This is a genomic window from Burkholderia reimsis, from assembly GCF_003294055.1.
In the GTDB taxonomy this organism is placed as follows: domain Bacteria; phylum Pseudomonadota; class Gammaproteobacteria; order Burkholderiales; family Burkholderiaceae; genus Burkholderia; species Burkholderia cepacia.
Genome location: NZ_QMFZ01000029.1, coordinates 73,587 through 85,803, shown reverse-complemented (window position 1 = coordinate 85,803; position 12,217 = coordinate 73,587). Strand labels below are relative to the sequence as shown.

Below are 12,217 nucleotides of genomic sequence, written 5' to 3'. Positions count from 1 at the left end.
TGTCGCCCCCTCTCGCGCGTCAACGCACGCTGACGTCGCGCAGCACCTCACCATATCCCGCGTACAGATTGCGCTCAGGCAGCAACTGCCGCTGCACGAGCTGCCGATGCACGGCCGGCAGGTGATGGAACGGCATCCGCATGAACAGGTGATGCTCGATGTGAAAATGAATCGCGTGCGGGCCGAACAGGAACGTCTGCCACGAACGCCGGGCGATCGTGCGCGCGTTGCGGCTCTGGTCGGCACCTGCCGGCAGCCCCGCGTGCTCGAAGATCGCGCGCACCTGCCCGGCGAGCGGGAGCAGCGTGACGGACGGCACGATCCACAACGTGACGTACAGCAGCGGATGTCCGGCCCACGCGAGCGCACCGAACAGCACACCGTTGCCTGCGAGCATCGACACGACCTCCCACGCGGCATACGCGCGCGACTTCTCGACCTTTGCCAACGCATGGGCGAACTCGCCGCGTGCGAGCTTCACGACACTCGTCACGTAGCCGATCCCGCACGCGTACGCGAGCAGGCGGCCGATCAGGCGCCTGCGCGTCACCGGATAGTCGTGCACGCCGAACAGCAGCGCGACGGGATCGTCCGGCTGCATCGGCGCGCGATGGTGCTTCAGATGGCCTGCGCGATATGTGCGCAGCGACAGCCACAGCGGGCCGGCCGCGAACAGCTGGCCCAGCGCGTCGTTGACACGCCGGTTCCGCGCCAGCAACCCGTGCGCGCCTTCGTGCATCATGACCGCGAGCGCCAGCTGGCTGCGCGCGATCACGATCGCGGCCAACGCGTACACGAGCGGATGCGCAAGCGCGATCGCAACGGCGAACGCAGCGGCAATCATCAGCCAGTCGCCCGCCAGCGCCGCACCGACACGCGCGGCGCTCACGCGAAACAACGCGGGATCGGGCACGAACCGCGCAAGCTCGGCATTCGGCCCGGCCGGGTGAACACGGGTATCCATCAAGCGAGCCTCCTGCGCAGCGAACGCCGCTCGACCCACAGCGCACTGACCATCGCGAGCGCCACGCCGCCCAGTACATCGACGACCGTATGCTGCTTGAGCGTCAGCGTCGACGTGCAGATCAGCAGGCCGACCGTCACGGTCACGAGCCGCCGCCGGTCCGCCAGCATCCGGCAGGCCAGACACGTCACCGCGACGTGCAGGCTCGGAAAGCCGTTGGCCGCGAGATCGAGCTGCCACATGCGCGCGAGGCGGTGGCGTACGAACGCGTTGCCGATCTCCGCGACGTCGGGTCTCGGCACGGCTTCCGGAAACAGCAGAAAACACACGACACCGAGCACGAACGCGATCAGCACCGCTTCCCTGAACGCGGCGAACGCGGGCGGCCGGGCATACCCGGCGAGCGCAATCACGAACGGAAAGAAGCCGACATAGACGAACCACGACCACGCGATGAACGGAATCCGCGCATCGATCGCCGTGGCGAACACGTGACGCGGCGTGACGCCGCGCTCCAGCAGAAAGAAGATCGCGAGGCCGGCTGCCATGCCGAACGTCGCGGCCAGCATCTGCCGGATATCGGGCCGGCGATCGTCACGAAACGACAGCGAATTCATCGTGGCGCCGGCGCCTCGCAGCGCGTATCGGAATCGGCCACCTGCGCACACGGACGCAGCGCCAGGAGGCGCGACGTCCATGCGTCCACGCGCGCACGCGCATGCTCGCGGCCGGCGATCGTTCCTGCCTGCGTACCGGGATCGCGCATCAGCTCGGCCGCGGCCTGCCCGACTTCCCATCGGAACGCGGCCGCATCGCCGCGCCATGTGACGACGCGGTGCACGAGTTGCAGCTGTGCGGCGCGCGCGGCGTTGCTCGCCTGCTCGGGCTGGTCGGACTGCACGAGCAGGATCGGACGGCGATACACACGCGCGATCGACAGCGCAGCCATGCCGGGTGCCGACACGATCAGCGGTGCATGGGCGGCCCGCGTCACCCAGTCGGCGTCGACGCCGGTCCAGCCGTCGTGCCCCGCATAGCCCTCGCCCACACGGTGTGCGGCGAGCCCCGCGTCGCGCATGCCAGCCGACAACGCATCGGCGAGCGCGATATCGCGGAAGTGCGGATTCAGATAGACGGCTGCGGCGGCCGGCTCCGAGGCCGGCCGTTCGGCGACGATCGGCACCGGAGTCGGCAGCCGGCAATGCGCGTGGGCCCGCCGGACTTCGTCGGCCGCATCGTATGCAAAATCGTGTTCGATGCAGCACCGCGCCGAATCGATCTGCCAGTCGACGATCCGTGCGAAAGCACGCGCCAGCACACGCGGCAGCCGCGCATCGAAATTCGCGGTCAACGCGCGGCGCAGGCTGCCGCCGTACACGTGAACGACGCGACGCCGCCAGCCCGGCATCGCGCCCATGAACAGCAGCGCCGGATGAAACGAGTCGTTGATCACGAGATCGGCATCGCGGCCGATCGCACGCAGCCGCGCGATGTCGCGCAGCATGCGCGTCGGCCGGAACACGTAATGCGCGACATTACGATCGGTCGCATCGCGCAGCATGTTCTGCCGTTCGTCGAACTGCACCGCGTAGTGACGGGACAGCACGGCTGCGTCGATGTCGAACGCGGCCAGAAACGCCTGCCCCGCATCGGACGTCGTCAGCACGTCGACCTGCGCGCCGGCCCCGCGCAACGCATGCACGAGCAGTTGTGCGCGCATCAGGTGGCCGCGCGCGTCGGCCGTCGCGAGATAGACGATCCTCGGCATCATGCGCGCGGACGAAGCGACTGGAGCCAGCCGGCCGCGTACATCGCCAGCGCGCCCGTCACGCCGAAACCGGCTTCGATCGCGCGGATCTCGTCCAGCAACGCGGCGAGCCGCGCAAGCTCGGACGGCGCGACGAGACGGCGCAGCGTGTCCGCGCAGAGCCGGACGTGCCGCGTCTCGTCCGCGAGCACGCGCGAAAGCAGCGGATACAGCGGATGGGCAGCGCCGATCGTCGCGCAGTGGCGCGCGAGCACGCGCATCGCCATCTGCTCCGCGCACAGCCCCGTCGCATAGGCCGGCACGAGCACGCCTTGCGCGAAATGCGGTGCATGGCGCTGCGCGAGCCGGCGCCACCGCATGATCTTGCGCCGGCTCAGCCAGTCCGGCTCGTGCGGCGCGGTCGACGGCGCGACGCCGCGTGCGCGCAGCGCTTCGGCGAACGCGGCCGCGTGGCGACGCTCGTCCGCGAGATGCTGCTCGATCCGCGGCGCGAGCCAGTCCGGCGGCTGGCCGGTCCAGTCCTCGTGCAACGCACACTCGGTCGCTTCCTCGCCGATCAGGTACATGCGCAGCACCCAGCGCTCGCCATGCGTGCTGCGATGAAGCTGCCGGATCGCCGCCCGCTTGATGCGATCGACGAGATACGCACGCACCCGTGCCGCACCGCGCGGCGCGGGCGCATCGAGACAGTCGAAGCGTCCATCGTGCGCCGCCGGCGGCGACGCGGGCAGCTCGCCTGCCGCGGTCATGCCGGCACACCCCGTGCGGACGCGGATTTCGTCGCGGATGCCGCGGCGGCGGCCGGATCGCGACGCCATCCGAGGATCAGGCCGATGAAGCTTTCCTGCATGAACGCATGCGCGGACGCGGTCGCCCCCGCGAATGCCTCCTCGCGGCCGTTCACGCGCAGATAACCGTTGCCGTCGCGCGCGCCGAACTCGATCCGGTCGCTCTTGCGGAAACCGCGCTCGCGCACGTCTTTCAGCAGCGCACTGCCGTCGAGACCGAACAGGAACAGCTCGCGCTGCGCGACCCACACCGGAATGTGATTGCTCAGTGCGTCGAAACGGATCGACCACGTGCCCGATGCCAGTGCCTGATCGACGTCCGCATCGTGCGGCGCGCTCGATGTGAAGCTCGCGCGCGCGACCGACTTCGTCAGGCCGCCGACGCCGAGTGCGATCGTGATGTCGTCCGCGGACGGCTGCTTCGGATCGGTCGCGCTCACCTTCACAAGATGCCGCGCGAGCCGCGATGCCAGCGACGGATGCGCGAACAGTGCCAGCGTTTCGTCCGGCGTGAGCACGTCGCGTTCGCCATCGCCCTCCTTCACGCGCACGCGATACGGATCGATCCGCACATCGGTGAACGTGCCGTGCACGGGCGCATGAACGTACACGTCACGGTCCCATTTCGCGCCGTCGCGACGCAGCAGCACGTGCACGCTCAACGACACGCGCCGGCCGTCGCGGTCGACGCCCGTGCCCTGAAGCAGCACGTCGCCGAGCACGTCCTTCGTGCGGCGCGTCGCATCGCTCGAGAAGACGATCGCGTGCGCATCGGTATCGATGCTCGCGTGAACGTCGGGCGCATCGAGCGCGACGCGATTGCAGTCGGCGGCGGCCGCGTTCGCGAACGGGCAGCCGCTTTGCGACGCGAAGTGGTAGATCCCGCGCCCCGCGTGATCGACCGGCGCGGCATGGGCGCCGGCGCCGGCGGCAAACAGGGCGATGCAGGCAACACGGGTGGCGAGAGAAGGCATGGTCGTGGTCGGAATGAAGTCAGGGTGCGGCGTGTCGTGGCCGCGCGCGATGCGCGGCGCCGGTTCAATGACGGTGATAGGACAACGCGTCGAGATCGCGCCGGGCCGAAGCGCGCCCGGCGAGACCGAAACCCCGCGCGAGCGCACCGAGCGTATCGACGGCGGACGCCGCGATCGTGACGCCGACGGCCGCGAGATAACGCATGGCGCCGAGCCGCGGCAACTGCTGGCGATCGAGCGCGCGCAGGCTGTAGCCGAGCCGCATCGCCATCACGCAGAACGGGCCGAGCGGGCCGCTGCGTCCGAGCCACTGCCATCCTCGCGGCAGGTACGCGTTCACGAGATACGGCGTCAGCCCGACGCTGTCCTCGCCGCGCATCCAGCGCAGCTTCAGCGATTCGCGATGCGTGTCCGGCAGCCGATGTTCGGTATGCGCGGCCGGCGCGAATTCGACGGCCACACCGGCCGCCTGCATCCGCAGCCCCATCACCTGGCAGTGCGCGCGATAGACGCCGTCGAGCGGCTCGTAGCGAAATTGCGCGAACACGTCGCGCCGGAACGCGACGTTGTTCGCGTAGAAGTTGCGCGTCGCGCCGGCGCGCAGCGGGCTCGGGAAATACATGAAATCGATCGACGTCAGCGCGATGCCGAGCACGTTCGGCGCATAGCTCGTGCGCCCCGCCACCGCGACGGGTGCATCGCCGGCTTCGCGCGCAAACGGCGCGAGCAGGTGCTCGAGCCAGTCGTCGGCCGGCCGGCAATCGGCATCGCCGAACACGACGATGTCGCAGCGATCCGCGTCGACGCGATCGAACCCGTCGTTCTTCGCATCGTAGTAGCCGGTGCTCGCGCCGATCTCGACGAAGTCGATCGGTCGGCCGGCCAGCGCGACGATCTCCGCGCACGCATCGGCCGGCAGCCCGTCGTGCGTGATGATCCATTGCGCGAGTGCCGTGGGCGGCACGGTCTGCTTCGACAGCGCCGAAACGAGGCGCTTCAGGCTATCGACGGCCTGCGCGAGGCCGGCACCGCCACGCAGGTTGTTCGTTTCCAGCACGAGCGCGGCCTTCGCCGCCACGGCGTGAGCCGCCGCGCGCGTGCGCGGCGAGGTTTTCGTGATGTCCGGCATCCTGAATGTCTCCATCGTCATGCGCGAAGGCATGGATGAAACGAATGGGCGGCGAGCCCGCACGCATAGGCGGGTGCGGGTCGCTCGCGACCGTCGTCGCAAAACGGGCGGCCCGGAAGGCGCCCGCTTCGCGTGTGGTCACTCCTGGACGGACGGCGCCGATTCGGCGTCGGCATAGCGCGGCTTCGCGTTCTGCAGGTCGCGCGTGTTCTTCTGCACGGCCACCGAGCCGAACAGCGCGAGCACGAACGACATCGCGTAGAAGCCTTTCTCGCTCAGTTGCAGCGTCGCATTGAACAGGCCGACGATCAGCAGCGCGATCGACAGCAGCAGCGCGATCCAGCTGAGGCCGTAGTAGATGCCGGTGACGGGAATGCCTTCCGCGCGGTCGCGCACGCTCTTCTGCAGCGAGATCGCCGCGTAGAGGCCGAACACCAGCACGGTGAAGTAGTAACCCTTCTCGTTGAGCTGCATGCCGGCGTTCCAGAGACCGATCAGGAATGCTGCGAAACCGGCGAGCAGCGCGGCCCACGATGCGGCCACGAACGCGAACGACGGTTGCTGGATGGTGGTCTGGTTCATTGCTTTGCCCTCTCTTTCTTCTTGTTCGAAATCGTTTTCGTTGAACTGCATTTCGCGCATGGTAGCAGCTTTGGCACGCGGCAAGACGGCTTGCTTGCAGTCTTACGATTCGCGCTGCGCACGTCGCCAGCGCCCCGGCGTCGTGCCGAGCACCGCGCGAAACGCCTTGCCGAATGCGGCTTCCGACTGGTAACCGACCGCCTGCCCGATCTCCGCCTGCCCGCGCTGCGTGTCCTGCAGCAGCGCGCACGCATGCATCATCCGGATCTGTGCGACGAACGCGCCGACGCTCATTCCGGCACGCTCGCGGAAATGCCGGGCGTACGTCGCACGCGACATCGCGGATGTGTCGCCGAGCGACTCGACCGTCCACGGCTTCTCCGGTGCCTGCAGGACGGCCTGTACCGACGGGCCGAGCCGCGCATCGGCAGCGAGCGCGAGCCAGCCGGACGGCACGCGCGCGCCACGGCCGTACGCGCGCAACGCATACGCGAGCAGTGCCTGGCCGAGCGCATTCACGATCGCGCCGGCGCCCGGCTGCCCATTCGACGCCTCGGTACGCAGCACGCTCGTCAGCAGTTGCAGCGGTGCGAACCCCGATGCCTCGCGCAGCCCGACATGCAGCACGTGCGGCAGCGTGCGCATCAGCAGTTCGCCCGCGCCGCGTGCATAGACGAACCGTCCGCACAGCAGGTCCACGCTCGCGCCGCCCGGTTCGGCCGGATCGAGATTCGACTTGACCGGCAGCACCGCGCCGCCGCCGGCGCCGTGTTCGCGCAGCGCCGCAACCGGCCGCGACCGGCCCGCGCCAGCGTCGAGCAGCTCGTGCGAACCGCCCGCGGGCAGCAGCACGAAATCGCCGTCGGCGAGCTGCAGCGTGCGCCCTTCCGCGGTATGCAGCCGGCACGTCCCGGCCAGCACCAGGTGAAACGCCGCCTCGCCCGGCGGCAGCGGGTCGTGCGGCATCGCGAACGGCCCGCCGAGCAGGCAGCGCACGTCGAGCTCGACATGGCTGCGGCCCAGCGACAGCAGTTGACTCAGGGCATCCATGAGACGATTGCGCTAAAAATTGACACTCTAGCGTATCGAAACCCTCAGCGCGAACGATCAGAATAACCCTGCATCGCCCGAGATCGCGGCGCCCGCCGCCCTCCTAACCACTTCTCGAAAAGGACGCATCATGCTGAACTGGAACGAATACCGGAAGGAACTCTCGACGCGTATCGGCGACATCGCCAAGCTGTCGCCGGACACGCTGGCCGGCTACAAGGCGCTATCCGGCGCCGGCGCGAAGACCGGCCATCTCGACGCAAAGACGCGCGAGCTGATCGCGCTCGCGGTGGCGGTCACGACACGCTGCGACGGTTGTATCGCCGTGCACACGGCCGAAGCGGCCAAGCATGGCGCGACGAAGGAGGAAGTAGCGGAAGCGCTCGGCGTCGCGATTGCGCTGAACGCGGGTGCGGCGCTCGTCTATTCGGCACGCGTGATGGACGCGCTCGGCGACTGAACCTGACGGCCGCGGCGCTACCGTCGCGTGGCGGCGCCCGGCTGCATGGTTTCATGGCTGCATGTCTGCCCGGTTGCGCACCGCGCATCCGGGCACATGACGTATGACGATTGGCCAGCGTACCTGCCCGAATGGCTGGCCCGGCGCACGCGGGCGAGGATGCGCCGCGAAGTCGGCTACCATGCGCGAACGATCCATCGTGAAGGAGCGCTCCATGTGCCGCTGGCTCGCCTATACGGGTAATCCGATCCATCTGGAGACCGTGCTGTTCCGCGCGAAGCATTCGCTGATCGACCAGAGCCTGCATTCGGAGCTGGGGGCGACGACCACCAACGGCGACGGCTTCGGCATCGGCTGGTACGGGCACCCCGACGAACTGCCGTTCCGCTACCGCTCCGTGCATCCCGCGTGGAACGACCGCAACCTGCGCGAAGCCGCACGCGCGATCCGCTCGCGGATGTTCATCGCGCATATCCGCGCGGCCACCGACACGCCGGTGCAGGAAACCAACTGCCACCCGTTCCGCCACGGCCGCTGGCTGTTCGCGCACAACGGGCTGATCCGCGACTTCCACAAGCTGCGCCGCGACCTGACGATGAAGGTCGATCCCGCGCTGTTCCCGACGCTCGAAGGCTCGACCGACTCCGAACTGATGTTCCGCCTCGCGCTGACCTACGGCCTCGAGCAGATGCCGCTGCCCGCGCTCGAGCGGATGGTCGGCATGGTCGAGGAAACGGCCGCGCGCCACCGCGTGGCCGAACCGCTCAACATGACGATCTGCGCGACCGACGGCGAGCGGATCATCGCGGTGCGTTATTCGAGCGAACGACAGTCGCGTTCGCTGTTCCACAGCACGTCGTTCAAGCACCTCCATGAGCTGTATCCGCACAACCCGCGCATCGCCGAAGCCGGCGACGACGCGTTCATGGTCGTGTCCGAGCCGCTCGTCGACCTGCGCGGCGCGTGGGAGGAAGTGCCGGAGAGCATGGCGATCGTCGCGCAGGGTGCTGATGTGCAGCAGCGGCCGTTCGCGCCGCGGCGGAAGTGACGCACTGCAGTCCTGAAGAAATGGAGCGCATTCCGGTATCGAGCACGTCAGCGCGACATGGTAATCGCGGCCGTCCCGTTTTCAGTAGCCGGCACTCGCTACCGCGACGGTAGCCGGAAGGGATGCGCACCCGTGCCCGATAAAAATAATCGAGCAGGACTCCGCCAATAATGCGCCGATTCAATAACTCAGCGACGGAGTAGAGCCACGGAAGCAAACCGCGAGGACGCTTCTGCAGATTCTGCTGAATAAAAAATTAATACTCTTGCAATTTCATGCCAGCCAGGAATCGAGTGACATAATCAGCTGACGGTCGGGGATGTTTGCAGGAATTCTGCGGCACCTCTTCTGGAAATCGTCGTCATTCTTCTAACGAATACGGCACCAGTCGTTTGCTCTCCCGGCTCCCCCGGTGGCACGGGCCCCCACCGGGACTAGCTGCAAGCGCGACTGGAAGGCGAAAGGGGCGAAAATTCTACGCGCCTTTACGCCTTCTCGGCCACGCGCGTTTATTTCGATCCGTTACGAAGAACCGGAAATCATTACCGAACAGATACTGCGTGCAAGCCGTCGCACCATACATGGACAAAGCTTTATTCCTGATTAAAATATTCAAGTTACAAAAATTCAGAAGGCACGTTACAATTCGCCTACGGACGAATCCGAACCCACAATAAAGTAGCGACGCAGTTCCCGGCACATCGAATCCGAGATGACTCAAGATCTCCAGACCACTCTCCCTGTCATGCTGACGGGTAATCAATCCGTGCTTTCCAGCATGAAGCAGGATCATGCCTTCGTGGTATGGCTCACCGGGGTTTCCGGTGCCGGAAAATCGACGCTATCGAATCTCCTGAAGGAACAGCTCGATGCTCGAGGCCTTCGTTCCTTTCTGCTGGATGGCGACCAGCTCCGCGAAGGATTGAATCAGGATCTGGGGTTCAGTGACGCGGACCGCCACGAGAATATTCGTCGGACGGCCGAGGTCGCGCGCCTGATGGTGAATGCAGGGCTTGTCGTCATCGTCGCCCTGATCTCGCCGTTCCAGGAAGCGCGCGCCAGGGCACGCGCGCGCTTTGCCCCCGGGGAGTTTTTCGAAGTCTTTGTCGACGTTGAGCTGGATGTCGCGGAAGCGCGCGACCCAAAGGGGCTGTATGCGTTGGCAAGGCAAGGCGCCATTCGGCAGTTCACCGGCATCGAATCGACCTATGAAAAACCGGTATCGCCCGACGTGCATGTGCGCACGGGTAAAGCAAGCCCGCTGGAATGCGTGCACGCAATCATTCAGAAATTGCCATTGAACGGCTGATACCGGCACGACCGCCGGCTCGTCAGCTCGCCTACTACCCCCACCTTTTTCGGCGCGCCATTTTGGCGGGCGACGGTTGAACTGCCTGCTTTACGCCTCGCCGACCGACTGTCATGGTTGGCCGCGACGATCAAACCGCATCCGAACCGAATCAAGTCCGGCGGGCAGCCGGCGCGAACGGGCGCGCGGCCGCGGCAGTGCGGCGAACCCGAGCCGTTCGTACAGCGCGCGGGCCCTCGCGTTGCGGGTCAGCACGTCGAGGACGACATCGCGGCTGCCGTCGGCCGGCAATGCCCCCGTGTCCAGCGCGTCACGGAACAACGCACTGAAGATCCCCGTGCCGCGCTGTCGCTCGTCGGTTGCGCAATGCGCGACGAGAATCTGCGTACGCTTCGGCGCCGGAATTTCCGTTTCGAGAACCAGCCCGCGCAACAGCTGCCCAATCGTGCGGCGCACGCCGAAGAAGCGCGCCAGCGCCCACACGACATGCACGTCGTCGAACATCGTCCGTTGCCCGTCGTGAATCGCCATCACGGCGAGCACGCTGCCGTCGTCAGCGACCGCGACGCGATGCCGGCGCCACGAGAAGCGCCCATGGCGCGACCGGAATGCCTGCTGCAGGAAAGCGATGCAGCGCGCATCGCTTTCGCCGAGAAAAAAACCGAATTCCGCCACGCCGGACGCAAACACGAGCGGCCCGCACGACGCCGCGTCGTTCGCCTCGGCCGCACGAAACCGCACGCGCTCGCCGGCACGCGGAGCCGCTTGCGCGAACGCACCGGCCAGCGTCATCCGCTGCGCCCCGCGAGTCGCGACAACACGGCGACCGTCCGGCTGATCTGTTCCGGCTCGTGCGTCGAGCAGATGAAGAAACGCAGGCGCGCAGCCTTTTCCTCGACGGCCGGATAGAAGATCGGCTGCACGTTGATCCCTTCGTCGAACATCGCATTGGCCCATTGCGCGGCCTTCAGCGAGCTCCCCGTGATCACCGGCACGACCGCGAACCCGGCACTCGTGCCGGTATTCAGCCCGGCGGCGCGCGCTTCGTTCAGGAACTGCCGCCCGCGCGCCTGCAGTCGCACGACGCGCTCCGGCTCGGCCTGCAGGCGCTCGAGCGCGGCCAGCGACGCTTCGGCGAGCGTCGGCGCCAGCCCGACGCTGTACAGGAAGCCCGGCGCCAGATGGCGCAGCATGTCGACGAGCGGCTGGCAGCCGGCGATGAAGCCGCCGCAGCCGGCCAGCGTCTTGCTCATCGTGCCCATCCACATGTCGACCTGGTCGGGCGCGACGCCGCAATGCTCGCGGATGCCCTTGCCGGTCGCGCCGAGCACGCCGAGCGAATGCGCCTCGTCGACCAGCAGGAATGCACCGTGGCGCGTTTTCACGTCGACGAAGCGCTGCAGGTCGGGGAAATCGCCGTCCATGCTGTACAGCCCTTCGATCGCGATCAGCACGTGCCGGTATTCGCGGCGCACGCGCGCGAGCAGTTCGTCGAGCGCCTGCCAGTCGTTGTGCGCGAAGCTCAGCCGCTTCGCGCCGCTCAGCTGCGCGCCCTGCACGATGCTGTTGTGCGCGAGCGCATCGTGGACGATCAGGTCGCCCGGGCCGAACAGGGCGCCGATCACGGTCACGTTCGTCGCGTGGCCGCTCACGAACGCGACGCAGTCGTCGGTTTCGTAGAACGTGGCCAACGCGCGTTCGAGATCGCGCTGCACCGGGCGTTCGCCCGCGACCATCCGGCTCGCCGATGCCGACGTGCCGTACCGGTCGATCGCGGCTTTCGCGCGCGCGGACACGTCCGGATCGCCAGCCAGGCCAAGGTAGTTGTAGTTTGCGAAGTTCAGGTATTCGCGTCCGCCGATCTGCGTCGTCGCACCGGCGACGCCGTCGTGCACGCGGAAAAACGGCGAGTCGACACGCAGCTTCTCGCCCATCTCGCGCATGATCCTGACCTGCTGATACTGCGGCATCGATTCGAAGCGGCTGCGCGCCGATGCGGTCTGCGCTGCCTGCGTGCCGGGCACGCCCGGTGCCGCGGCAGCATCCGTCGCGCGCTCCAGCTGCCGTTTCAGCGCTTTCGCCGCCAGTTGCTGGCGAAGATGCTCTCCCAGTGCCATTGCTTCCTTCGCTTAATCTCGAAAAGAC

The 12,217-nt window shown here is 67.3% G+C and carries 13 protein-coding genes; 3 read left to right on the top strand and 10 right to left on the bottom strand.

The genetic code is table 11. The annotated features are described in order from the left end of the window. Positions 1-19: 19 nt before the first annotated feature. From DPV79_RS28685 to DPV79_RS28650, 8 genes are all read right to left on the bottom strand, one after another. Positions 20-964, bottom strand: a complete 945-nt coding sequence (locus DPV79_RS28685) for a fatty acid desaturase family protein (protein WP_165843588.1) — start codon at positions 962-964, stop codon at positions 20-22. Further along, positions 964-1,581, bottom strand: a complete 618-nt coding sequence (locus tag DPV79_RS28680) for a phosphatase PAP2 family protein (RefSeq protein WP_113047081.1) — start codon at positions 1,579-1,581, stop codon at positions 964-966. Before DPV79_RS28680 ends, DPV79_RS28685 begins: the two co-directional genes overlap by 1 nt. Then, positions 1,578-2,735 (bottom strand): glycosyltransferase family protein, encoded by a 1,158-nt coding sequence (locus tag DPV79_RS28675; RefSeq protein WP_113047080.1) that lies wholly within the window; start codon positions 2,733-2,735, stop codon positions 1,578-1,580. Before DPV79_RS28675 ends, DPV79_RS28680 begins: the two co-directional genes overlap by 4 nt. Beyond that, positions 2,732-3,481, bottom strand: a complete 750-nt coding sequence (locus tag DPV79_RS28670) for a hypothetical protein (RefSeq protein ID WP_060229446.1) — start codon at positions 3,479-3,481, stop codon at positions 2,732-2,734. Before DPV79_RS28670 ends, DPV79_RS28675 begins: the two co-directional genes overlap by 4 nt. Next, the gene (locus DPV79_RS28665; RefSeq protein ID WP_113047079.1) at positions 3,478-4,494 is read right to left on the bottom strand and encodes a hypothetical protein; all 1,017 of its coding nucleotides are present in this window, start codon (positions 4,492-4,494) and stop codon (positions 3,478-3,480) included. Before DPV79_RS28665 ends, DPV79_RS28670 begins: the two co-directional genes overlap by 4 nt. A 64-nt stretch (positions 4,495-4,558) precedes the next feature. Then, the gene (locus tag DPV79_RS28660) at positions 4,559-5,623 is read right to left on the bottom strand and encodes a glycosyltransferase family 2 protein (protein WP_059857748.1); all 1,065 of its coding nucleotides are present in this window, start codon (positions 5,621-5,623) and stop codon (positions 4,559-4,561) included. 138 nt (positions 5,624-5,761) lie between these two features. Further along, entirely contained in the window at positions 5,762-6,205 is a 444-nt protein-coding gene (gene yiaA, locus DPV79_RS28655) for an inner membrane protein YiaA (RefSeq protein WP_048022391.1), read from the bottom strand. A 102-nt stretch (positions 6,206-6,307) separates the two neighbouring features. Further along, entirely contained in the window at positions 6,308-7,255 is a 948-nt protein-coding gene (locus DPV79_RS28650; RefSeq protein WP_113047078.1) for a cupin domain-containing protein, read from the bottom strand. Positions 7,256-7,385: 130 nt separating this feature from the next. Here DPV79_RS28650 and DPV79_RS28645 point away from each other — a divergent pair, with 130 nt between their 5' ends. The 3 genes from DPV79_RS28645 to cysC all read left to right on the top strand — a co-directional run bounded on the left by DPV79_RS28645 (position 7,386) and on the right by cysC (position 10,072). Next, entirely contained in the window at positions 7,386-7,715 is a 330-nt protein-coding gene (locus DPV79_RS28645; RefSeq protein ID WP_006484989.1) for a carboxymuconolactone decarboxylase family protein, read from the top strand. Positions 7,716-7,929: 214 nt separating this feature from the next. Next, positions 7,930-8,763, top strand: a complete 834-nt coding sequence (locus tag DPV79_RS28640) for a class II glutamine amidotransferase (RefSeq protein WP_113047077.1) — start codon at positions 7,930-7,932, stop codon at positions 8,761-8,763. A 745-nt stretch (positions 8,764-9,508) separates the two neighbouring features. Continuing rightward, a complete protein-coding gene (gene cysC / locus DPV79_RS28635; protein ID WP_113047094.1) occupies positions 9,509-10,072 on the top strand; it encodes an adenylyl-sulfate kinase in 564 nt (187 codons plus the stop codon). A gap of 111 nt (positions 10,073-10,183) precedes the next feature. On the opposite strand, the gene DPV79_RS28630 is transcribed toward cysC, so the two are convergent. Both DPV79_RS28630 and DPV79_RS28625 read right to left on the bottom strand, forming a co-directional pair. Further along, on the bottom strand, positions 10,184-10,864 hold the full coding sequence (locus DPV79_RS28630) for a GNAT family N-acetyltransferase (RefSeq protein ID WP_113047076.1): 681 nt from the start codon (positions 10,862-10,864) through the stop codon (positions 10,184-10,186). Then, positions 10,861-12,189 carry an aminotransferase class I/II-fold pyridoxal phosphate-dependent enzyme gene (locus DPV79_RS28625; RefSeq protein WP_113047075.1) on the bottom strand — a complete coding sequence of 443 codons (1,329 nt, stop codon included), beginning with the start codon at positions 12,187-12,189 and terminating at the stop codon, positions 10,861-10,863. The genes DPV79_RS28630 and DPV79_RS28625 overlap by 4 nt, the downstream gene beginning before the upstream one ends. Positions 12,190-12,217 lie beyond the last annotated feature (28 nt).